The organism is Colwellia sp. PAMC 21821 (assembly GCF_002077175.1).
Classification (GTDB): domain Bacteria; phylum Pseudomonadota; class Gammaproteobacteria; order Enterobacterales; family Alteromonadaceae; genus Cognaticolwellia.
Genome location: NZ_CP014943.1, coordinates 2,940,821 through 2,965,054, shown reverse-complemented (window position 1 = coordinate 2,965,054; position 24,234 = coordinate 2,940,821). Strand labels below are relative to the sequence as shown.

Annotated in this window: 21 protein-coding genes and 1 tRNA gene; 7 read left to right on the top strand and 15 right to left on the bottom strand. The window is 37.7% G+C overall.

What is annotated here, in order from left to right; translation table 11 throughout:
* Positions 1-220: 220 nt before the first annotated feature.
* Positions 221-1,543: a fumarylacetoacetase gene (fahA, locus tag A3Q33_RS12635; RefSeq protein WP_081180263.1), complete on the bottom strand. Its 1,323-nt coding sequence runs from the start codon at positions 1,541-1,543 to the stop codon at positions 221-223.
* A 344-nt stretch (positions 1,544-1,887) separates the two neighbouring features.
* Here fahA and trhO point away from each other — a divergent pair, with 344 nt between their 5' ends.
* A complete protein-coding gene (gene trhO, locus A3Q33_RS12625; protein WP_081180261.1) occupies positions 1,888-2,862 on the top strand; it encodes an oxygen-dependent tRNA uridine(34) hydroxylase TrhO in 975 nt (324 codons plus the stop codon).
* A gap of 404 nt (positions 2,863-3,266) precedes the next feature.
* Here trhO and A3Q33_RS12620 read toward each other — a convergent pair whose 3' ends face one another.
* Entirely contained in the window at positions 3,267-3,878 is a 612-nt protein-coding gene (locus A3Q33_RS12620) for a hypothetical protein (RefSeq protein WP_081180260.1), read from the bottom strand.
* 19 nt (positions 3,879-3,897) lie between these two features.
* The gene (locus tag A3Q33_RS12615) at positions 3,898-4,140 is read right to left on the bottom strand and encodes a hypothetical protein (protein WP_081180259.1); all 243 of its coding nucleotides are present in this window, start codon (positions 4,138-4,140) and stop codon (positions 3,898-3,900) included.
* Positions 4,141-4,302: 162 nt separating this feature from the next.
* Between A3Q33_RS12615 and A3Q33_RS12610 the strand changes: the two genes are divergently transcribed.
* On the top strand, positions 4,303-4,860 hold the full coding sequence (locus tag A3Q33_RS12610; RefSeq protein ID WP_081180258.1) for a superinfection immunity protein: 558 nt from the start codon (positions 4,303-4,305) through the stop codon (positions 4,858-4,860).
* Positions 4,861-5,334: 474 nt separating this feature from the next.
* Positions 5,335-5,847: a hypothetical protein gene (locus tag A3Q33_RS12600; RefSeq protein ID WP_081180256.1), complete on the top strand. Its 513-nt coding sequence runs from the start codon at positions 5,335-5,337 to the stop codon at positions 5,845-5,847.
* A gap of 8 nt (positions 5,848-5,855) precedes the next feature.
* Here the strand turns inward: A3Q33_RS12600 and A3Q33_RS12595 are convergent, their stop codons facing one another.
* The 6 genes from A3Q33_RS12595 to A3Q33_RS12570 all read right to left on the bottom strand — a co-directional run bounded on the left by A3Q33_RS12595 (position 5,856) and on the right by A3Q33_RS12570 (position 10,268).
* Complete coding sequence (locus A3Q33_RS12595; RefSeq protein ID WP_081180255.1) at positions 5,856-6,431, bottom strand: YagK/YfjJ domain-containing protein; 576 nt, start codon at positions 6,429-6,431, stop codon at positions 5,856-5,858.
* Between the two features lie 312 nt (positions 6,432-6,743).
* Positions 6,744-7,178, bottom strand: a complete 435-nt coding sequence (locus A3Q33_RS12590; protein ID WP_081180254.1) for a hypothetical protein — start codon at positions 7,176-7,178, stop codon at positions 6,744-6,746.
* 1 nt (position 7,179) lies between these two features.
* Positions 7,180-7,443 carry a helix-turn-helix transcriptional regulator gene (locus A3Q33_RS12585; RefSeq protein WP_081180253.1) on the bottom strand — a complete coding sequence of 88 codons (264 nt, stop codon included), beginning with the start codon at positions 7,441-7,443 and terminating at the stop codon, positions 7,180-7,182.
* 131 nt (positions 7,444-7,574) lie between these two features.
* On the bottom strand, positions 7,575-8,699 hold the full coding sequence (locus A3Q33_RS12580) for a hypothetical protein (protein WP_081180252.1): 1,125 nt from the start codon (positions 8,697-8,699) through the stop codon (positions 7,575-7,577).
* 88 nt (positions 8,700-8,787) lie between these two features.
* Complete coding sequence (locus tag A3Q33_RS12575) at positions 8,788-10,026, bottom strand: integrase domain-containing protein (protein WP_081180251.1); 1,239 nt, start codon at positions 10,024-10,026, stop codon at positions 8,788-8,790.
* Positions 10,027-10,192: 166 nt separating this feature from the next.
* A tRNA-Phe gene (locus A3Q33_RS12570) sits at positions 10,193-10,268 on the bottom strand.
* A 448-nt stretch (positions 10,269-10,716) separates the two neighbouring features.
* Between A3Q33_RS12570 and A3Q33_RS12565 the strand changes: the two genes are divergently transcribed.
* On the top strand, positions 10,717-11,733 hold the full coding sequence (locus A3Q33_RS12565; RefSeq protein WP_081178157.1) for an IS110 family RNA-guided transposase: 1,017 nt from the start codon (positions 10,717-10,719) through the stop codon (positions 11,731-11,733).
* Between the two features lie 455 nt (positions 11,734-12,188).
* Here A3Q33_RS12565 and A3Q33_RS12560 read toward each other — a convergent pair whose 3' ends face one another.
* The 6 genes from A3Q33_RS12560 to A3Q33_RS12535 form a co-directional block, all read right to left on the bottom strand.
* The gene (locus A3Q33_RS12560) at positions 12,189-13,484 is read right to left on the bottom strand and encodes an inorganic phosphate transporter (protein ID WP_081180250.1); all 1,296 of its coding nucleotides are present in this window, start codon (positions 13,482-13,484) and stop codon (positions 12,189-12,191) included.
* Positions 13,485-13,493: 9 nt separating this feature from the next.
* Positions 13,494-14,174 (bottom strand): TIGR00153 family protein, encoded by a 681-nt coding sequence (locus tag A3Q33_RS12555; protein ID WP_081180249.1) that lies wholly within the window; start codon positions 14,172-14,174, stop codon positions 13,494-13,496.
* Between the two features lie 185 nt (positions 14,175-14,359).
* Complete coding sequence (phoU, locus tag A3Q33_RS12550; protein ID WP_081180248.1) at positions 14,360-15,064, bottom strand: phosphate signaling complex protein PhoU; 705 nt, start codon at positions 15,062-15,064, stop codon at positions 14,360-14,362.
* Positions 15,065-15,108: 44 nt separating this feature from the next.
* Positions 15,109-15,945, bottom strand: a complete 837-nt coding sequence (gene pstB, locus A3Q33_RS12545) for a phosphate ABC transporter ATP-binding protein PstB (protein WP_081180247.1) — start codon at positions 15,943-15,945, stop codon at positions 15,109-15,111.
* A gap of 99 nt (positions 15,946-16,044) precedes the next feature.
* On the bottom strand, positions 16,045-17,682 hold the full coding sequence (gene pstA, locus A3Q33_RS12540) for a phosphate ABC transporter permease PstA (protein WP_081180246.1): 1,638 nt from the start codon (positions 17,680-17,682) through the stop codon (positions 16,045-16,047).
* Positions 17,683-17,697: 15 nt separating this feature from the next.
* Positions 17,698-19,827: an ABC transporter permease family protein gene (locus tag A3Q33_RS12535; protein ID WP_081182577.1), complete on the bottom strand. Its 2,130-nt coding sequence runs from the start codon at positions 19,825-19,827 to the stop codon at positions 17,698-17,700.
* A gap of 346 nt (positions 19,828-20,173) precedes the next feature.
* Here A3Q33_RS12535 and A3Q33_RS12530 point away from each other — a divergent pair, with 346 nt between their 5' ends.
* The 3 genes from A3Q33_RS12530 to ettA all read left to right on the top strand — a co-directional run bounded on the left by A3Q33_RS12530 (position 20,174) and on the right by ettA (position 24,228).
* Positions 20,174-20,665, top strand: coding sequence for a CBS domain-containing protein (locus A3Q33_RS12530; protein ID WP_081180245.1), 492 nt, complete (start codon positions 20,174-20,176; stop codon positions 20,663-20,665).
* A gap of 462 nt (positions 20,666-21,127) precedes the next feature.
* Entirely contained in the window at positions 21,128-22,420 is a 1,293-nt protein-coding gene (locus A3Q33_RS12525) for a sensor domain-containing diguanylate cyclase (RefSeq protein WP_081180244.1), read from the top strand.
* A 128-nt stretch (positions 22,421-22,548) separates the two neighbouring features.
* Complete coding sequence (ettA, locus tag A3Q33_RS12520; protein ID WP_081180243.1) at positions 22,549-24,228, top strand: energy-dependent translational throttle protein EttA; 1,680 nt, start codon at positions 22,549-22,551, stop codon at positions 24,226-24,228.
* Positions 24,229-24,234: the final 6 nt, after the last annotated feature.

Sequence of the window (24,234 nt, the reverse complement as noted above, 5' to 3'; positions counted from 1 at the left end):
TGAATATAAAAAAATGTAAAAAAAAATGAACTTTTTCAAAAACCTGTGTTTACCTTAACGTAAAGCATGGTTAAATATAAGCCAAAAAAGTTAACACCTTGTTAATGGCGGTGACTACAGACGAGCCGGTCATCAGGACAAATCAATATAATCGGATGAATTAAAGTTAAAAAAAAGCTCCAACAATGTGGAGCTTTTTTAAGTTCAAACAGTGATATTTTTAATCAGCAGCTAAAATAGTCGCGCTAACTTCACCAAAACCAATGCGTGCAGCGCCTGATTTTTTACACCAGCCTTTCATGATCACACAATCACCATCTTCTAAGAAAGTACGTGTTTCACCGTTAGGCAATTTAATAGGCTCTGAACCAGCATTTGACAACTCAAGCATTGAACCGGCTTCTTCAGGATTAGGACCCGATTGCGTACCGCTGCCAAACATATCACCTGAACGCAGGTTACAACCATTAACCGTATGATGCGCCACCATTTGCGCCACTGTCCAGTATGAGTCTTTAAAGTTGGATTGTGACAGTTGCACCGCCTCTTGACCTGCATTACGCATAGCTTCAGTTTCAATTAATACTTGTAAGTTTAAATCTAAAGAACCAAGATCACGATTCTGTTGTGATTCGAGGTAAGGCATAGGCTGAGGATCGGCTACGTCACGTGTCCAGGTTGCACGATAAGGCGCTAGGGCTTCTGAAGTAACAATCCAAGGCGATACCGTAGAAGCAAAACTTTTTGACAAAAATGGCCCTAAGGGTTGATATTCCCAACCTTGAATGTCGCGTGCCGACCAATCGTTAAATAAGCACATACCAAAAACGTGGTTTTCAGCGTTTTCAATACTAATAGGCTCACCTAAATCGTTGCCGTTACCAATAAATATGCCCACTTCCATTTCATAATCTAAACGCTTACACGGGCCAAAAGAAGGTTCTGTTGCTGTTGGTGCCTTAGTTTGTCCTTTAGGCCGCTTAAAATCACTACCAGAAACTTCAATTGAAGAAGAGCGACCATGATAACCAATAGGAACCCATTTATAATTAGGTAATAAAGGGTTATCAGGGCGAAACTTGCTGCCCACCGAAGTGGCATGATGAATCGACGTATAAAAATCTGTGTAATCACCAATTTGACATGGCAAGGCGTATTCAACATCCGCTTGTGCGACCAAACATGATGCTAATGTCGCTTGTAGATCTGAACCTTGTGTTAATGATTGTGACAAAGCTTGACGTAAAGCACTCCAAAAACGTTTACCCATCGACATAAAGTTATTCAGCTGAGAATGACAACATTGTGCTAAGGCTAATTGTGCATCACCAGTAAATACATTTAAGGCAAATAGTGCTTTTAAATCTACAACCTGATCACCAATAGCAACACCTGCTCGAAAGTCCTCTTCGCTGCTCTTTAGCTTGAAGCTCGCAAAAGGTAAGTTTTGAATTGGAAAATCACAATTTTCTACATTAGCAGATTCAACCCAACTGACTAAAGCCGGGTTATGCGTTTCATTAAGTAAATTGGTGTTCGACATGGGCTAAAAAACTCCAGAAAATAGGTGAAATACGTGTTTAAGACACACGTTAATAACGTTGCAATAATGCAATATTATAACAAGCGATCCGATAAAGGCTATGCTAAGAAAATATACTTGATAAACAACTGTCAACAATATGTTGCAGGGACTAGTTTACAGCCGCCTTGGCTCATCAATTTAAAAAAATTTAGCTTATTACTATTAGGCACCAGCGACATTTGCTAGAATGCTGCCGTTTTATCAATAGATGATAAACTAACACTCTTACCTTAAGTGGTAGGTCTACATTCAATCTATAGCTCCTGACTTACTATCAGGCTCGCTCAATGGGTCAATAAAATATGAATAACATTTCCGTTTGCGCATTATATAAATTTGTACGTTTAGAAAATTTCGAAGCCATTAAACCACAGTTACAAAAAGTAATGGAAGACAATGCGGTAAAAGGCACCTTACTTTTAGCACTTGAAGGTATCAATGGCACAATTGCGGGTTCACAAGTTGGCATAGACGCCGTACTCGCTTTTATAAATAGCGACAGTCGACTCTCAGGCGTTTCATCTAAATGCTCGTTCCATCAAGAAAACCCTTTTCAGCGTACTAAAGTTAAATTAAAAAAAGAAATTGTTACTATGGGTGTCGAAGGTATCGATCCAACACTGACTGTTGGCACCTATGTAAAGCCTAAAGATTGGAATGCGCTAATCTCTGATCCAGAAGTACTACTAATAGATACCCGTAATGATTACGAGGTAGAAATTGGTACCTTTAAAAATGCGATCAACCCAAACACCGAAACCTTCCGCGAATTTCCTGAGTATGTTGAGAAAAATTTAGATAAAAACAAACATAAAAAAATCGCTATGTTCTGTACCGGTGGTATTCGCTGTGAAAAATCCACTGCTTATCTAAAAGAACAAGGCTTTGACGAGGTATATCATTTAGAAGGTGGGGTTTTAAAATATCTTGAAGAAGTGCCAGAGCAAGAAACAATGTGGCAAGGCGAATGCTTTGTCTTTGACGCTAGAGTCGCCGTTAATCATAGTTTAGAGCGTGGTAAATATGACCAATGCTTTGCCTGTCGTTACCCTATCACTGACGAAGAAAAAACCAGCGAGCATTATATTCAAGGCGTAAGTTGCCCGCGTTGTTTTGACAAATACACTGACGAGCAAAAAAGCAGTTTTCAAGAGCGTGAAAAACAAATCAACCTTGCTAAAGCTCGTGGTGAAGAACATATCGGCGGTGACATAAAACAAGTTATTGCTGAACGAAGAGCCACTAAAAGCGCTAACAAGCAGGCTCAGAAAAAATAGCCCTTTGATTTATATACCTATGAGTTAAACAAAACGCCTGCTTAATAGTGGGCTTTTTTTTACCACCAGCAATATATATCTGCTAATTACTCTGCGGCAAGTTATCCCTAAAGTGTAAAGTTATAATAAGCCAACAAAAAAGCCTTAACATATGACTGTTAAGGCTTTAGGTATTGATTTCAATTATATTCAATTATATATATGGTGCCTTGACCCTGCGTCGAACAAGAGAACGAAACACTTGATATATAAGAACTTATAAAAACAAACAACAAAACAGTGTTACTAACCATGTTACTAAAAAGAAAAGTCACCTTATAAAAAAATTATTAATAACCTAGCCTAAAACTCGCCAATAACTACACAAAAGTTAACAAATAACGACTTCTATGATTTTGGCTCTATTACTCAGTCATGAAGTTACTGCCAAATGTAGTTTTCATTTGAGCATCAACCATAGGCCAATACTTTTTTTCTAACTCGATTATCTTATTTCGTCTTTGCTCGAAAGCTTTCCAGCGCATCCATTTAGGCTTAGGCCAATAAATGACTTGCTCAAACATATTATTTACATCAGGCCAGTCATAGCCCCATAACTCTTTTCTAAGCTTTCTAATGCGCCTCATTAGCCGTTCGTTTGGTCTTTCACTCTGGCTGGCGTAATGTAAGCCAATACATTGCCGACAACCATAGGCGTATTTGATAACGTAAAGGCTTTGGCGTTGTTTGTGGCAGTATGGGCAAGTAATGTATAGCTTATTGCTTGCGCTGCTATTATCGAGCTTTAAAGCTATTTGGTGTGGCTTCTCGTTTATGGTGAATGTTACATAACGAATACCGTTACCACTTTCTTTTAACGTGAACTTTTTATGTTCATCATTAAGAAACTCAGCATCGAGTGAATAGTTACCTAGTGGCATTTCTAATAATGACTTAAACACATTAGCTTTTACACTGTGATATTCACCTGTGTAAGCCCTTGTTTGTGTTCTACCGTAAAGATGGCCTTTAGTCATGGATAACTACTCCGTAAAACTATAGTGAAAACATATTATCTTCGCCTGTTTCTCTACGTGCTGTAATAACACCAACTTGTTTAATAGGGGCGCATACAAACGGCATAAGCTTAGTTAAAAAGTTTAACCTTTGAACTGGATCTTTAATTTCTGCGAGCGTATTTGGTAAGTTGGTTAATTCGTCTTGAATGGCTTTATTGATTAAATGTCTTATATCGCCAGCCATATATTTGCTGGTAACTGCTTGTTTCTTTGTTGTCATCTTATAACTCAATAAAAATCGTAACGATAAGTTTACATTGTATCATTTTATCTTGTGCGAATTATAGGGCTATCTTTAGGGCTTTCATTCCTTTAATATTTACAAATAAACACATCTAACCAGCTCACATTTAAAAATCATTAATAAAATGGAATGTTACTAATGGAACTAATTACCTTTCTTTTAATCCCTATTTTATATTTTTTGCCAAGTATAGTTGCTTACGATAAAAAACACCCTCAAGCAAACGCTATTGTTATAGTAAACCTATTTTTAGGCTGGACTTTCTTGGGTTGGGTAGTTGCTTTTATCTGGGTGTTTATAGAATCAAAAAAAGATGGTAACGATTACAATGCGACTTTAAACACTGACGCTTTCACTTCTCATCAATTAAAAGTTGAAGAAGAAGCCGAATCAAAAAAATGGGAAATCGCCAAAGAATACAAAAAAGAAGTAAAAAATGCTTTAAATGAGATCGTATTAAATGTAGATAAACGTTCACATAATCTAGCCGAATATTACTTAAAGGATGTATTCCTTAACTTAGGTGAAAATCAAATAGATTCACACGTAATCAATACGATAATTCAAAAAATTAAAGATGAAGAGGACATAAAAAAAAGGGAATCAGAATTGGCATTAATTGAATTAAAAAAACAAGTTAAAGATAAAGAAATTTTAAGCACCAAAGAAGTAAGTAATGAAATTAGTAATCAATAGCTTTTCAATTATTTGACCAGCCACCCTATAGCATAAGTTAGGTTGGGCATGAGACATTGACATTCACCGTACTCCATCTTTAAGTAGAATATAGTTTGGTTTAACCTCATCAATATGTAGATTTGTATTTACTCCAATATCATCTATCTTTAATTACACAATAAGTAATTAAGGATGATTATGAATATTTACCCACCTCGAGTATTAACAGAAACATGGTTATTTATAGCCCTATCAACTCAATATGAATATGAAACTGCCAGAGTCTTAGCAATGAATAATATAATTAAAACCTTTGGCAATATCGTAGTCGCTGAAATGTATTTAGAAACATTTTCGACGTATAAATACTCCAAGAGTGCTTAAAGCCTAATTCACTATTGAGTCCATGGTGCCTAAAATAGCTGATGGACAAATGGTTAATTGCGTGTGATTATTTGTAAATAATCATACTTAAATGACTAAGGATAGTTTATGAAATTCATTGTTTTATCTTTATTTCTACTTTTATCTCTACCTAGTAAATCAACACAAATTTCAGACATATTTGGTAATGGCGCATTTAACGCTAAATGGGGTGATTCTCTATCTGATATAAAACATATATTTCCTGACGGAAAAGTTAAAAAGTATGTAGGCATTGTTAATTATGAAGTGAAAGATGGTAGAAAAATCCTAGGATACGAAAGAGATAAAAATTCACTTATTAGATTTACGTTTGATTCAGAAGGTAGATTAAACGCAATAGCAGCAAATTTTGACTCTAATGGATATAGTCATTTACTGGTAAAACTAAATACTTTATTTGGTAGAAACTCACCTCCCGATCCAAACAATAATTATGCTTTTATAAAATGGCCTAAAGATAAAGAAATTGAAATTAGCCTACTGATGATACCCTCAGGTTTTGGGATAAAGACATCGTTTATGATCCAATATTTTGGATTAGATAAGCCCAAGGTATCCAAAGAAGAACTTGGTTTCTAAGTTCTAAACTAGCAACTCTTTGATGAACACATAATTCTACTTGTTCCATAATTCTTTGTTTGATCTGGCTTGTATCCTTTCCCACGCGCTTTAGCTAAGTAAGATATACGCCAAATTGCCGCCTGTATCGAGTCATAGTCATCTCTTTTAACATTGTAATAGCAGTTATCAGGAAAGTATTCAGAGCCATCTAATTGACGCCATAGCTCTTTTACTCTGTTTGTTATTTCATGAGGATAGTTAACCTTATGCCCGTCTATTATTAGCGCATAGTGATAATGCTGCTGTTTAGCTGTTTCTAGCTCTCTACACCAGATAAAGCCTACACGTTTTAAATTGTATTTACGCTTTAGCCATTTATGTAGTCTGCGATTAAAGGCCGTCATAAGCCCGTTATTTTCGGTATATTCATAAACTCTAAGATCAAACCGTATTATATGTATTTTACTATGGTGGCTTAACATGGCATCGACTTGATTAATCATCGCTTTAACCGCATGAGTGATTAACCCACTTTTCTGAGAGTTTACCCACCAAGTTTGATCGTTTACCGTTATTGCTTCGTCTTTGGTTATGTATGCCATTAGATAGTTTAATAACTAAGATAACGCTAAGGATATTATTAATTACCTAGTTCAATGTTAGTTACTGCTTACCCGTCTACTACTAGTAGTTATATTGCCTTAACTTTTAAACGTTAAAATTTTAAGAGTCAAAAACCTATAAATAACGGTTATTAACAATCAACATATACAGGACAATACTTAACAAGTTTGTAACTACTAACCAATTAAAAGCTATTTATCTCGTTATTTTCTCGTTATATTATAGTTATTGGCTAGTGGTTTAGCCGTCAAACTTCAACCACTAGCCAGTTTAAAAGAAAGCCTACTTTGTTAATCCTCTGTGGGCTTTTTACTTTCTATACGTTGGTGATATTCCTTATCAGCTTCGGCTTTTTCTTGCCTTGCTTGTTCCATTCTTTTTACGGCGTTTTTAGTGCCATAGTATGACCTGTCTTTATATTGCTTTCGGGCAATGGTTCGTGCGTCTTTGTCTTGCTCCCAGTCACAAGAAAAGTGCCTTTCATCTAGCCAGTAAAATGTTTGTTTCTTCCCGTTATACTCGCCTTGTTCTGTATGAATTAACCAATGTTGATAATACTCACCTGTTAATTGTTGTAGGTAAGCCCTAAAGCCTCCTCCTAACTCAAGACATAGGTGATCCCTTGCGTGTTTATTACCATCATCAAAGATAGATAATAATTCATAAGCTGGACTAGTGATCTCTGGTAATGCGCCATCAGGGGCAGTAAATAATAATTTATCCATATTAAATACCTCCCTTATTAGCTGCTCTATTATCGATAAGCTTTTGAACAAGACTTTTAATTTGCTCAGGAGCCTGCCCCTCAATACGAGCTTGGATGATGGTATCTACTTCATACTTAATGTAAGCAACAGCGCGATCACCTATAGAGATAGGTGGACAGAAAAGCCCTGCTTTCTCGTCTAGTTGTAATGCGGATTTTGATCTAGCAGTTTGTGTTAAAACGGCTGGTCTGCGGATTAGTTGATAAAACTTATTAGTAGTCATATTTAATTGCCTTAGTCAGTTGTTGAACGATTCAGGTCAATTAAAAACTATTGTGCTAGGGGTTAGGCAAGTGGGATTACCTATTTATAAGTAAGGGGTTACCTAGGTAACCCCTGCTATAACTACCGAAATTACTGAGATTTTATAATTGAAGAAATTCTTTTTAATTTTGTATCGCTTAACCCTTTCAATTCCTTAGCGCCATCTCTATGAGTTATACCTCGTTCTTTACTTTCATTTTGTAACCAGTCTTGTATAACTTTGCTGGTAGGGAGTGGTTCTTGATTTAAACAAAGTTGCTCATAAGCATCTATAGCAAGTTGTAATTCAGGAGGGTAGGAACTTTCTTTTGATGATGTGTTTTCTGGCTGATTTAAATATAACCCTAGGATCCGTGAGGCTTCTTCCTCAGACTCACTAAGCTTTATTTTTAAAGCTTCGACTGATTCATCAATACTTTTTTGTTGGTAATACAGTCCTGTCTCAATATCCATATATTTACACCATCTTAAAAACTCATTTTTAGAAATTATAGTAAGTTCTAAATCAATGTTGGCACTGATAACTAACGGTGTTCCATTGTCATACTTTCTACTACACGGCTCATAATCACTATAAGAATGAACCCAAAGCTCCTTTGTAATCAAATGACAACCATGCTGATTTTGACCTTTAACACATTCAGCGATAATTTCTTGGTAATGCTGGACTAGAGAGATTGAATAAAAAATACTCTGTTGATCTTTCAAGGGAGCATTAGCCGCAATCCTACTTGCTTCTTCTAAAGTAAAATTACTTTTTTGGTTAATTAGCCCGACATCATAATTGAATGATTTTTTATTTAATTCCGTTATATCTTTTGTTTGGGGAGCGCCTAGTTTTAATAGAGCAACTTTAAATTCATCGTAACTATAGAGAAGCTCTTCTTTTTCAAAAGTTGTTTTGAGATTGTAGGTGTTATTTAGTAATTCATTATTGTCACTATATTTAGTGCCGGTTATGGCTGTTATAAAACAAGTATCAATTGGTGGGCTATCTTCCCCTGTTATTGGATCAATACTGCTTGATAATCCCCATTTAGATTCTTCAATAATAAAAAAACCGTTAGCATAAAAAGGACTGTTATCACGAGATAATAAAAGGCCTTTGAATTTACAGTAAATATCCATATCACCTATAACATCATCAATGTTTAAATCTATTAATTGTCCTAGTTGTTTTTTTGTAAAAAACCCAAGTGAATTTATGTTTTCCATTACGCCCTCGCATCCCTACTTAAATTCACTAAACCAAAAGTTGGTAGGTAATCAACTTCTTTCGGGAGCTACCCTAGGCTTAGTAAAACTATATAACGGCTTTTAAGCCTTTATTTGATTTATTTAATTTTCCTAATTGAGCGCATTCTATATGCTCAGACCACCATGTCATCATTACTCGCCTACGCTCTAAATAATCCGTTCGGTTATATGTTCTTCGCACTTCATTTTTATCAACGTGTGAAAGTGCCGCCTCAATAACATCAGGATCAAAACCTTGTTCATTTAGCGTTGAACTAGCAATAGTTCTAAAGCCATGAGCCACTAACTTATCTTTATAGCCCATCCGCTTTAATGCGTTATTTACCGCTTCTTTATTGATATGCCCTTTAGAGCTTACATGACTAGGGAATATGTAGGCTTTATGCTCACTCAATGGCTTTATTTTCTCTAAAATAGATAAAGTATAATCAGTAAGCGGTATGGTGTGTGGCTTGCTCTTTTTCATGCGTTCAGCAGGTATATTCCATAACTTGTTTTTAAAGTCTATTTCTTGCCACATTGCGCCAGCAGCTTCGCCTGGTCTACACATAGTATGTAACTGCCATTCAATTAATAGCCTAGTCTGAATTTTTAAATTGGCAGCACTGATTATTTTCAATAAGCTTGGAAGTTCTTCGGGTTTTAATGCTGGTAGGTTAACTACGGCAGGCGCAGAAAAGGCATCTTTTATACCTACTAACGGGTTGGTATTTGTTAGGCCAGTATTTACCGCAAAGGTCATTATTTTATTTAGCTTTTGGCATAACTTTTTAACGACTTCTGATTTACCAGCTTTAGCTAATGGCTGAATAATTTCGATAACATAAAACGCTTCTATTTCACCGATTGGTTTTTTACCTATATGCGGCAGAATATAATTCTCTAACGCGCTCCATGTATTAAATGCTGTTTTCTCTTTTACTTTATTCTTGTATAGCTCAAACCAAGACAAGGCTATTTTTTCAAAAGTATTATTAAGCTCTTTTCTTTTTGTGGTGTGTTCTTTTTCTTTTTGGCTTTTAGGATCAATATCTTTGGCGAGTAGTTCTCTTGAGCTTTGTCGCATTAAGCGAGCATCAGATAATGATAAATCAGGATATGAGCCAAAACTTAAATTAGCTCTTTTTTTAGTGAAAGGTCGAAAGTAGTTAAATAACCATAGCTTTGAGCCATTAGGTTTAACGCGCAGCATTAAACCATTACCATCAGCAAGGTTATATTCTTTGTCTTTAGGTTTAGCTTGTTTTACTTCGGTATTAGTAAGGGGATTAGTTATTCTAGCCATTTTAGTAACACTACCTTTAGTAACATTGCGCTGGTGTTACTATAGATGTTACTAAAAAGTGTGGTTTTAATAAACTGTTATTGTTCGTTATAAACCTCTATATCGGCTAAGAGGCTTGTTTTATATGAACAAATTAGTTTTTAGTGGGTGTTACTAAACTATAATATGGTGCCTTGACCCGGAATCGAACCAGGGACACGAGGATTTTCAATCCTCTGCTCTACCGACTGAGCTATCAAGGCACTGTCTTTCAATGAAATAAACCAATTCAGTAACGAATTCATTTCGAAAGAGGCGACATAATATCGGGAATTAATCTCGCTCGCAAGGCATTTTATCTACCTACATTGATAATTACTGCAGTTCGCATAAAAAACCGACAATTATAATACTGCCACCTGAAATTACACCTCTTATTTAACACGTATCATTGCGGTTATAGTGCTATGTGAGCGCAGGTTATCGCTGATATTGAGCTCCATTATACCGTACATCGACGTGCATGGATGCACTAATGCCGTGAAGCCATGGATGGCTAGGAACGGCCTGTACACACGCTCTTGTGCATCCATGCACCCGCGATATTGCCTGCATGGATAATGGTATGGACCCACTCCAACTTTATTTCCGGCCTCTTTAGGGCCAAAATGAAAGTGATAACAATCATTTATAAAAGCGGAGTGGATCAACATGAAGATTACTACAATCGGTTTAGACATTGCAAAATCAATTTTTCACATGTTCGCTGTGAATAAAAATGGGCGATTTGTAAAAAAGAAACAATTAAGAAGAAAACAAGTGTTGAGTTTCATGGCAACATTAGAGCCTTGCCTAATTGTAATGGAAGCTTGTGGCAGTGCGAACTACTGGGCTAGAAAATTTATTGAATTGGGGCACCAAGTAAAACTTATTGCGCCTCAATATGTAAAACCCTTCGTTAAAGGCAATAAAAATGATTATAACGATGCCGAAGGTATTGCAGAGGCAGCGCAACGCCCGACCATGAGGTTTGTGCCAATTAAATCGATAGAACAACAAGATATTCAAAACTTCCATCGACAACGTGAACGCATAAAGAAAGAACGTAAAGCATTAGCAAGTCAGATACGAGGCTTGTTAGGAGAATATGGCATTGTCATCAATAAAGGTATTTCTGCAATTCGCAATGAACTGCCGGATATTTTAGAGGATGCGACAAATGAGTTAACGTATTTAAGTCGGGAGATATTTAATGAGTTATGGCTTGAATTTCAAGTCACAGAAGTGAAGTTTAAAGCGTGTGAAGTTCGCTTAAACACGATGAATAAAGAAAATGAAATATGTGTTCGCTTAGATGAAATATTAGGTATTGGAGCAATCACAGCTAGCGCTACTTATGCAGCTGCAGGAGATGGAAAAGACTTTGTAAATGGTCGACATTTTTCGGCATGGCTTGGGCTTGTTCCTGGGCAGCATTCAACGGGTGGAAAGGCCACCTTACTCGGTATAAGTAAACGCGGTAATAGTTATTTAAGAACACTATACATCCACGGGGCCCGGGCAGTATTAAGGCACAGTGAAAACAAAACTGACCGATTTAGTTTGTGGGCACAAGCGTTAAAATCCCGACGAGGACACAACAAAGCATGCGTTGCTGTGGCGAATAAAATAGCAAGAATGGCTTGGGTAATAATGGCGAAGGGGGAAAGTTATCGCCCGGCTATATAAATAAAGCTCAAAACTGAAGCAAGTTAGATTGGTTTCAGTGATGAGATAACAGTAAAACCCTTTTACTTCAGTTGCAAAAGATAAATTAATCGGATGGTAAGATAGTCAGACTGGCTTGCACAAAACCTGGTACCTGCATTGGCTAATAAAAAGCCGGAGGGATGATGAGGAGTGTGAGCGCAAACAACCATCGGGGCCAGAAGGTAAAAATCCTTCATAAACAGGCCGGATATATGAGAGCAATGATTTTCTCTTACATAACGATTAAATGTCTTGCAAACGGAGTGGGTCCATATATGCAGGTACTTAGTTTTTGTCTGGAACAAAAAAACTGACCGTACATCCTGTACACACACGCTCCTGTGCATCCATGCACCCGCGATATACCGTACATCCTGTACACAAAAAAGCCAGTATAAATACTGGCTTTGTTTAAGGTCTGTTTAGCGAGTGTATTAACTAAATATCGCTTTCATTATCCAGAAGAAGATAATTGAAAGACCTGCACCTATTGGTAATGTAATCACCCAAGAGATAACAATATTACGTACAACACCTAAGTTGATTGCGGCAATACCACGCGCCATTCCCACACCTAGCACAGCACCTACTAAGGTTTGTGTAGTTGAGATTGGTAAGCCAGCACCTGAAGCAATAACAACGGTACATGCCGCAGCTAACTCAGCGGCAAAACCACGACTGGGTGTTAAGTGTGTAATACCTTTACCAATTGTGGCAATAACACGATGACCAAACAATGCAAGACCTGCAACAATACCAAAACCACCTAGTGGTAATATCCACCATACAAGGCTAGCTTTTTTCGCTATTTCACCACCGTTATCAACAATACTGACGACTGCGGCTAACGGCCCAATAGCGTTGGCTACATCATTTGAACCGTGAGCAAATGCCATACAACAAGCCGTTACAACCATTAAAACAGCAAACACTTTTTCTACGTTTGCGTAATGTGTAGTTTTATCAGCTTTATCGTCAAACTTAAGTCGTGAAACAAAGTACTTACCAACAATAGCCACAACGATTGCAACAATAATGGCAAGATAATAACCACCAGCACCAGCAATTTCAAAGTTATAAAAACCGACATCGATATTCTCTAAACCAATGTGCTTTAAACCTTTTTTAATTGTCACTAATGACAAGACAAAACCAGCTAAAAACATGTAAAACGGTACGTATCGTTTCGCTTGTTCTAATGGTTTTTCAGTATCAAAAATAAGTTTTTGTGCGCTATTAAATATAATAAAAGCAATAACACCAGAAATTAACGGCGTGATAACCCAACTACCAACAATACCACCTACTTTGCCCCAAGCTACTGTATCTGGGCTTATGCCGATTGCAGCAAAGCCAATTATAGCACCAACAATAGAGTGAGTAGTTGATACTGGCCAGCCTAATACAGACGCCACTAACAACCAAGTTGCTGCAGCTAATAGCGCTGAAATCATACCGAAGACTAAGAGTTCAGGTATATCGACAAACAACGCGGGGTCAATAATGCCCTTACGTATGGTTGATGTAACTTCACCACCCGCTAAATATGCGCCTGCAAATTCAAAAATCATTGCAATGATAATAGCTTGCTTAATTGTTAACGCTTTTGAACCAACCGATGTACCCATTGCATTAGCAACATCGTTGGCACCTATGCCCCATGCCATAAAAAAACCGACGACAGCGGCGATCATGACTAACGTAGAGCCATGAGAGAGTAAAATTTCCATGAGTGAGCCTTATTTTCTAGCCAAAAGAATTTCTAAACGTGCACCAACACGTTCGGCAAGATCAGCTAAGTCGCCAACCCAATCGATGATCTGATATAAAAACATTACATCTACGCAATTTAAATCTTTTTCAATATTTAAAAGATCTTTACGAAGTTTAACTTGCATACCATCAGTTTCATCTTCAATTTCGTCAAGTTGACTGATCATTTTAGAAACCAATTCAACTTCACGACCACGAAATCCAGTTTCTAGTAGGTCATCCAATTCATTAATTGCATCTGCAGCTTTTTCAGCAGCATCGATACTACGAGCTACATATGCGATGAACTGTTCTTGCAGTTCGATGGGAATAGTTAATTTGCGGCCAAAGATACGACCTGCGATATCTTTTGCGCGGTTGGCAATTTTATCTTGTTGAGATAATAACTCTAATAAATCAGCGCGATCAACCGGCATAAATAAACCACCCGGAAGTTCTAAACGAATTTGACGTTTTAGGTCATCAGCATCACGTTCTAATTTAGAGATTTTAGTACGCATCTTTCCTGCGGCACTCCAATCTTCTTCAGTAACTGCTGCGAAGAAAGGTACAAGTTGACTACAACATTTATGTACTATTCGAATGTGTTTTTCTAAAGGTTTAATTGGCGACTTTGCAAATATGCCAATGATTGAGTTTCTGGCCATAATTAATTTCCAGGAGCTTATGCTCTTTGTTTTTATTCGCCGCGGATATTAAAGCATTTGAAAATTATTTCAAAGGCTTTATAACAAGATAACGACTGTTTATAGAATGATTAGTTATTATCAGTTCACTTAAAAGTATATACCTTATTAGCTAAGTAAAAGCTAATTTAGTAAGGAATTTAGTTTTAAGATAATGATTCGAAGTTTTCTGCTGTTGTATGGCGAACGTCTTTACCTTTAACAAAATAAATAATGTATTCACAAATATTTTGACAACGATCACCGATACGCTCTAATGCTCTCGCCGACCAAATAACGCTCATTATTTGTGGGATAGAGCGCGGGTCTTCCATCATATAAGTCATCAATTGGCGCATCAGAGCTTCATATTCACGATCAATTTTATCGTCACTTTTATGTATTTTTACCGCTGCATCAAAATCCATGCGGGTAAATGCGTCTAAAGTCGCTTGTAAAAAAGTTAACACATGACGACCCAAGTTATCTAAGTTGGACAACAGGTCTTTGTGCTTACCTGATAAACTTTCTAAGGTAACGTTAGCAATTTTACCTGCTTCATCACCAATACGTTCTAGGTCTGTAATGGTTTTTACAATTGCCATGACTAAACGTAAATCGCCCGCTGCCGGCTGACGCTTAGCAATAATGCGTGTACATTCATCATCAATGCTGACTTCTGCGTTATTAATAAGATAGTCATTACTGAGCACTTGTTTTGCTAAAGCTTCATCAGCATCACATACCGATGTTAGTGCGTCAGTTAACTGCTTTTCAACTAAACCACCCATATGCATAACATGATTGATAATGCGTTCTAAGTCTTCGTTAAACTGGCCAGAAATATGACGACCAATATTTAAATTATCCACGGTAAAATCCTCTGTTTATCGTCAATGTAGCTTATACCAATGAGTTAACCGTAACGGCCAGTAATGTAGTCTTCTGTTTTCTTCTTCATTGGCGTAGTGAACAAGGTATTAGTGTCACTATACTCAATAAGGTCGCCCATATACATAAAGGCCGTTTGGTCTGAAACACGTGCCGCTTGTTGCATATTATGGGTAACAATAACCACAGTAAATTGTTTCTTTAAATCATTAATTAACTCTTCAATGGTTAATGTTGAAATAGGATCTAGTGCCGATGTTGGCTCATCAAGCAGTAACACCTCAGGCTGAATAGCTATTGCACGGGCAATGACCAAACGCTGCTGCTGACCACCAGAAAGTCCTAAAGCACTTTCATGTAACCTATCTTTTACTTCATTCCACAATGCGGCACTGCGCAGTGCATTTTCTGCGGCTTCGTCTAATACACGGCGATTATTTTCACCGGTAATACGTAAACCATAGACAACATTTTCATAAATTGATTTAGGAAATGGATTCGGACGTTGAAACACCATACCCACTTTACGACGCAATGCCGCTACATCGGTATGGCGGTCATAAATATTTTCGCCATTGAGGTTTATCTGACCGGTAATTTTACAAATATCAACCAAATCATTCATCCGGTTAATGCAACGTAGCAATGTCGATTTACCACAACCACTTGGGCCGATAAACGCCGTTACTTGACCTTTAGGGATCGACATTGAAATATTTTGCAATGCCTGCTTGTCACCATAATATAAATCTAAGTTCTTAATCTCTAACGCTACTTGCTCTGGCAAAAGGTTATTAAGATCGAGTTTAACTCTCTGCTGTGAAAGTGGATCTGATAAATTTTTTGGCGTAACAGAAATCATAATGTTCTCTTTAAATCTTATTCAATAGAGGGGAGTTTCTTCCCAATCATTTTTAACTTTTTAAATCATCTTTATATCGCTTTGTTTTATCAGCACATATTAATGCTCTAACATACGATACTTTTCGCGCAGACGATTACGGATAGACACCGCGGTCATATTCAAAGCAACAATAATAGTTACTAATAACAATGCCGTGGCGTAAACCAAAGGTCTTGCTGCTTCAACATTTGGGCTTTGAAAGCCTACATCGTAAATATGAAAGCCTAAGTGCATAAATTTACGGTCTAAATGCAAAAATGGGAAGTTACCATCAAGCGGTAAATTCGGTGCCATTTTTACAACGCCCACTAACATCAATGGCGCAACTTCACCGGCAGCACGTGCTATGGCTAAAATTATACCGGTCATAATTGCCGGACTGGCAATGGGTAGAATAATACGCCATAAAGTTTCAGCTTTAGTGGCACCTAACGCCAAGCTACCATGTCGCATAGCCGAAGGAATACGTGATAACCCTTCTTCGGTTGATACAATAACCACCGGCAAAGTTAAAATAGCTAAAGTAAGCGCTGACCACATCACGCCTGGGGTGCCAAATGTTGGGCTTGGCAAGGTTTCAGCATAAAATAATTGGTCTAAACTACCGCCTACCATATAAACAAAAAATCCTAAGCCAAATACGCCATAAACAATCGATGGCACACCGGCAAGGTTTATAACCGCAATGCGTAATAGTTTTGTCAGGGCATTATTTCCAGCATATTCATGTAAATAAATCGCGGCAACCACACCCAGTGGCGAAACAATCACCGTCATCAATAACACCATAAGTACCGTACCGAATATCGCCGGAAATACGCCGCCTTCGGTATTTGCTTCACGTGGGTCATCACTAACAAAAGCGGCTATTTGGCTGAAAAACAGCTTTAGTTTGCCAAATACGCTAAGTTTGTTATTAAAAGTAACGTGTAATACATCTTCAAAATTAATAGTAACCCGCTGCCCATCCATAGCACGCATAACAATTTGGTCACGAGATATTTTCTCACGTAAAGCCATTAACTGTTTTTCAAGCACCTGATATTCAGCTTTTAAACCCGCAACTTTATCTCTAAATACTTGTTTTAATTCAGTCGTAAGCGTGTCATCAAGTATATGCTTGCGCTCTTTTAATCGTGTACGCTCAATTTGATAGTTTATAGCGCCGATGTCTGACTTTTGCAGTGCTTCCATTTCAGCTTGAAAGTCACTAACTCGCTGCACCAGTTCTGCCATTTTATCTTGGCCAACAGCATTACCATCGAGAATGATCTCTTCAATATAACCATAGAAGTTACCATTGGTGCGGCGTTCAATTACCACAAGCTCTTCAGGTAACGAGGTTTTATTAATTTGTGGCACTAAAATCCAACGAAAATCTAAGCTGACCAATTCGCGGTTACCGGTTTTAATTAATAATCGCTCAATTGTCTCTTTTGACTTATCAATATTAAGATTTAGATGGACTAACTGCGATGTCGGAATACTTTCTCTATCGTAAATTTCACCGATCACGGTTAAGTTTTTACCTTGTTCATCGGTCATATCGAACTGATAAATATCTGCTGGCCAAAAATAACTTAAACCGCGTGAGGCAATTAACCACAGCAGACCTAAAACCGATATCAGACTGATACTTACACCACCTGCTGACAACCACACCCAAGGCGAGCCAGACTTAAACCAATTATTCATGCTATATCGCCTTCCCTACATTGAGCTGTATTTTTCACGCAAACGCTGACGAATAAACTCAGCAAGCGTGTTGAATACAAAAGTAAATACAAATAAAACAAATGCTGCCAAGAACAGAATTCGATAATGAGAGCTGCCCACTTCCGACTCTGGCATTTCAACCGCAATATTGGCAGCGAGCGTTCTCATACCTTGGAAAATACTCCAGTCAAGAATTGGCGTATTACCGGTCGCCATTAAGACAATCATAGTTTCACCCACGGCGCGTCCTAGCCCCATCATAACGGCGGAGAAAATACCTGGGCTTGCTGTTAGCAATACCACTTTGATAAGGGTTTGCCATTGCGTAGCACCTAAGGCCAATGAGCCACTGGTTAAATGTTTAGGCACACTAAATATGGCATCTTCAGCCATAGAAAATATGGTTGGAATAACCGCAAAACCCATTGCTATGCCTACAACTAAGGCATTTCGTTGGTCAAAATCAATGCCTAAATCATTGGTAATAAACTGTCTAACATCACCGCCAAATAAATGTAATTCCAATATGGGGGAAAACGCGAATGCCGCATAAGCTGCCACTAAAATGGCGGGAATTAAAATAATTGGCGCCCATGTTTCAGGAATATGGGTTTTGTATTCTCGCGGTAATTTATGCCACGCAAAAGCAGTAATAAATACCGATGACGGAATAAATATCAGCAATAAGCAGATAGCAGGTAAGTAAATTTCGATAATTGGCGCAAGCCACAGCCCAGCCAAGAAACCTAAAATTACGGTTGGCAACGCTTCCATCATTTCAATGGTTGGCTTAACTTTTCGTCGCATACCTGGCGTCATAAAATAAGCGGTATATATGGCTGCAGTTAAAGCGATAGGTACGGCAAACATCATCGCGTATGTTGCTGCTTTAATAGTACCGAATGAAATAGGCACTAAAGAGAATTTTGCTTCAAAATCATCAGAGCCTGAAGTCGATTGCCAAATAAACTCAGGTTCTGGGTAACCTTCATACCAAACTTCTTCCCAAAGTGCTTGCCAGGTAACTTCCGGATGTTCATTTTCAACAGAGAAAAGCGCTAATTCATTGTCAGAAAACATCACTAAACCATCGGCACGAGGTGCAATAGCAAAAGCTTGAGCATTACCTTGATGTAATTTACCTCGCCATAAATCTGCTTCACTGGTGGTATAAAACATGCCCATTTCACCTGACGGTGTTACGGTATAAAAACTTTTACGAAATTGCTCAGTATATATCGCGACTACAGGTTCATGGTCGCTGACATTAAAACGTCGAATTTCTTTAAATTCACGTCCTTGCTCGGTTGCCACTTCAAACCACTGACTCACAGACCCCTTGTCGTCACCTAGGAGAATTGAGCTACCACCGGAAAGTAACGCCATAGCGGTAATGTGATTTGGTGTTGATTTGTTTTGTGCGAGTTGCGGGATAATGGTCGCTTTTAGCTCAGCTTCATCGTCATCTAATGAAAACACAGCGACTTGATCTCCTTGGCGAACAAATACCATGGCTAAATCCGGCGAGACCAAAATATCATTAATAAACTTTGCCGAGTAATCAATTTCTTCATATTGCACTTCAAAGGCCGTGTCATAACTGAAATCGTCTTCGGCAAGTAAAGTAGTTTTAATCAAGCGATTATCATCAGTAAAACCAACGAAAACTGCCTTTTCATCATTCATAGCGAATGAAAGTTTGGTCAATGCAGCGCTATTTTCATCGATAGGCAAATAATCCTCACCTAATGGGTAACGAAGACTTGGAATTATGACCCTTTGACCACTGTCAAAATTAGCAGAAAAACTGGGGGCAACAAGCTGCACGTTACCGGCACTATCAAGCAATAACTTATTCTCTTGGCCGACATTAACTAGCTGCTTGATACTTTCACCGTAAGCTACTAGCTGCTTGGAAAGTATTTTATCGCCGGCTTTATAACCACCACCATTAACTAATTGATAAAAGTTAATATTGCCCTGCTCTGTAATGCTGTAGGCAACCTCCTTTAACTCATCAACTCCGGTTGCTAGCACTTTATATTCTTCGTTAATAACAAATTGTGCGCTAGGTTCAACTTTTGCAGATTCAAAAATAGGTTTTATCACGTAAAGTAAATACATGAATATTAACACTAAAGTAAATAAAACACTGATACCGCCTAAAGTAATAATCCATTTTGCTAATGAATTTTTCACCTTGCGATAGTTTGCAGATTTAGAAGCAATGGCCACTTAAAAATACCTTTAACTATGATAATTTTTATAACTGCAGCGATTATAAGGCACTAACATGACAGTTTTGTGACAAGCCGAAATTAGCTAAAATCATCACTCAGGCTGCTGCAATCGCTAAGTAGCAATAGGTAATAAGTAGCAATAGGTAAGTAGCAATCGGCTGATTATTGCTTATGGTATGATTAATTCAGTAAGACTCTGTCAACAACAGTGCATTTTAGGAGGGTGAAGCATGAATATTAGTCAAATAATGCAGCGTAAATTAATAACCTTAGATATGGATGACACTTTAGCGAATGCTAAAAAGCTGTTTGAGCAACATAATATGCATCACATATTAATCAATAATAAGTCGACCTTAGCGGGGGTTATTACCGACCGTGATTTATGGCAAAACTTAAGCCCCACCGTTGGTACGCGAAATGAAACGCCACAAGACAGTTTTATACTGAATAAAAAAGTGCATTTGATCATGGCTCGGGATCTTATCACCGCAACAGAAGATGTTAGCTTAACTGATGCAATACTGTTATTTCATGACCATAAAATATCTTGCCTTCCTATCGTGAATAAAAATCAACAAGCTGTTGGCATTATTACTTGGCGCGACATTATTAAGGTCATTGCAGTGCAATATCGCCGCAAAAATAATGACCACATACCAACGCAAAGCGACAGCAAAAATGAGTTTAACACCGACAACCAAGATAATATCGATAAGTAATTAAACAGTTTAAGCGCTACAAGATAATATTGAACGAGCAGCTAAGTTCTCTCGAGTAAAGCAAGCTAATATCGACGATAAAACTCGAATTCAACAATAAGCTTCATAAATGGTACTTGATAAATTGAGCTTTATAAATTTTAATTAATACAATACTAAAAAATTGCTTTGAAGTTAAATTGGCATGCTTAATACTTCAACTCTACATACTAAAATTTTCAATGGTTACATTTCAATCAATATATTTTAAAGCCCAGAAGCTCTATTTTTAGCTGTGTTTAGCTCCCAAACAGTAAATTTTATTTGCAATTTAATTTCATAAAGCAGATATTAAATCATTGTTATGAAAACTTCAGGGGAAGGTTTTTTCATGACAAGTCACTGATTGTTATAGCCGTCTGTAAATTAAGTGTCGAATGGAAAATCGAAATTAGGTTCAAAAAGCAGTGATAGGATGCACAAATGACAGATAAAATTAATAATACAGAGTCGTTATTGCAGCAAATATCAGTAATGTCTAGTGTACTGAATAACATCGGTTCATATGTTTTTAGTAAAGATTTAGCCGGTAATTATACTTATGTAAATGCCAACGTTGAAGCTTTGTTTCAGAGACCTGCGAAAGATATTATAGGTAAAAACGACAGTCATTTTTTTGATTTAGATATACTTGATGAATTATTAGAAAACGATCGTAAAGTGATCAATGAAAAGGTTTCCCTAACAAAAGAAGAAACCAATGTCATTAAATCTTCCGGAAAAATCCTCACCTACAAAGTCATTAAAACCCCGATATTCAATGCTATTGGTGAAGTTATTGGTATTTCTGGGATATCAACCGATATTACTCTGCAAAAAAAGCTAGAAACTGATAATCAGAATCAAAAGCATTTACTCGACGTAGTGCTAAATAATGTTGATGCCTACATTTATATGAAAGATGCCCAACGCCGCTATCGCTATGTTAATAGCCGTGTTGCTGAACTTATTGGTCTTCCTGCAGAAGAAATTATTGGCAAATTCGATCACGACGTTGTTCCTCCAAAGTATGCCGAACACTTTTGGAAAAATGACAAAGTTGTTTTTGAACTCAATAAAAAAGTGGTGATGAACGAAACATTAGAAGATGCTGACAAAAAAGTTCATCATTACCTCAGTACAAAAGTGCCTTTTCAATTAAATGGTGACATGCAAACGATGGTCGCCTTTTCTACTGATGTGACTGAGCTATATCAACTAAAAGAAAAATTTGAACAACTTGCTAATACAGATGAACTCACCGCGATTTATAATCGTCGTTACTTTTTTGAAAATGCCAATCGTGAATTCAAACGAGCGAAAAGGCACCAACAGCCAATGGCTGTTATCTCGTTAGATGTTGACCATTTCAAGGCCGTTAATGATCAATATGGCCACCCAATCGGCGATCAAGTGTTAATAAAAATTTCACAATTAATTTCCACTACCATCAGAGCAGAAGATATTTTTGCTCGCATTGGCGGAGAAGAGTTTTCAATATTACTACCAAACATCACTAAACCTAAGAGTCTTCAAGCAGCGGAAAGGTTACGTGAATTATTAGATACAAGCCCGATATTAATTAACAATAATATAAAGTTACCGATAAAAATAAGCCTTGGCGTATCTGTAATAAAGGCCTGCGACAGTTGTTTTCAAGATCTCTATGCCCGCTCTGATAGTGCTTTATATAAAGCGAAATCTCATGGTAGAAATCATGTTTATCTGATGGATTAATCGCACCGAAGCAATAACAGCATAAATTGTCACTACATTAAGCCCAAGCCAACAAAACCTCATTGCCAACAAGGTAGCTATTAACCTAGAATAGCTACCATTCCAATATTGTTTCAAAAAGGCTCTCCATGGCACAACCATTACCAGATAAATTCATTATGTCGATGAACCGCGTTTCAAAAGTGGTTCCTCCGAAACGCACAATATTAAAAGATATTTCACTGTCCTTTTTCCCTGGTGCAAAAATTGGTGTGCTAGGTCTCAATGGCTCTGGTAAATCAACCTTGCTTCGCATTATGGCTGGCCTTGACACTGAGTTTGAAGGTGAAGCAAAAGCACTTGCTGGTACTAAAATAGGTTACTTGCCACAGGAGCCAATTTTAGATGAAGCCAAAACCGTCCGTGAAATTGTTGAAGAGGCAGTTTCTGAAGTTAAAAATGCCATGGCACGTTTGGATCAAGTTTATGCTGAATACGCTGAACCTGAAGCCGACTTTGACGCCTTAGCAAAAGAACAAGGCCAATTAGAAGATATTATCAATAGCCAAGATGGCCATAATATCGATAACGTATTAGAACGTGCCGCCGATGCTTTGCGCTTGCCTGATTGGGAACAAAAAATTGGCGTACTGAGTGGTGGTGAACGTCGCCGTGTCGCACTTTGTCGTTTGTTATTGCAAAAACCTGACATGTTGCTACTTGATGAGCCAACCAACCATTTAGATGCTGAGTCTGTAGCTTGGTTAGAGCGTTTCTTACATGATTACCCCGGCACCGTTGTGGCGATTACCCATGATAGATATTTCTTAGACAATGTGGCTGGCTGGATTTTAGAGCTTGATAGAGGACATGGTATTCCTTATGAAGGCAACTACTCTTCATGGTTAGAGCAAAAAAATGCTCGTCTTGAGCAAGAAAGTAAAAGTGAAAGTGCGCTACAAAAAACTATCAAGCAAGAACTTGAGTGGGTGCGTTCAAATCCTAAAGCACGTCAATCAAAAAGCAAAGCCCGTATGGCACGCTTTGAAGAGCTTAATAGTCAAGATCATCAAAAGCGTAATGAAACAAATGAGTTGTACATTCCACCGGGACCGCGTTTGGGTGATAAAGTATTAGATGTGAATAACTTAACCAAATCTTTTGGCGATAGAGTACTCATTGATAACTTAAGTTTTAGCGTTCCTAAAGGTGCTATTGTTGGTATTATCGGGCCAAACGGTGCCGGTAAATCTACCTTATTCAAAATAATGTCAGGTGCTGAACAGCCAGACTCTGGTCAGGTAGAATTGGGTGATACCGTTAAGCTTGCCAGTGTTGATCAGTTCCGTGATGACATGGATAACAGCAAAACGGTTTACCAAGAAATATCTCAAGGCCATGAAATTTTACAAATTGGTACCTTTGAAATTCCAAGTCGTGCTTACGTTAGCCGCTTTAACTTTAAAGGTAATGATCAACAAAAAATTATTGGTGATTTATCTGGTGGTGAACGTAACCGTGTTCATTTAGCTAAACTTGTGCAAACCGGTGGTAACGTATTACTGCTTGATGAACCAACCAACGATCTAGATGTTGAAACGTTGCGTGCACTAGAAGAAGCATTATTAGAATTCCCGGGCTGTGCCATGGTTATTTCGCATGATCGCTGGTTCCTTGACCGCATCGCTACTCATATTTTGGATTACCGTGACGAAGGTCAAATCAACTTCTATGAAGGTAACTATACCGACTACGAAGAATGGTTGAAGAAAACTTATGGCCCAGCAGCGGCTGAACCACACAGAATCAAATATAAAAAAATAGGTTAACTAATT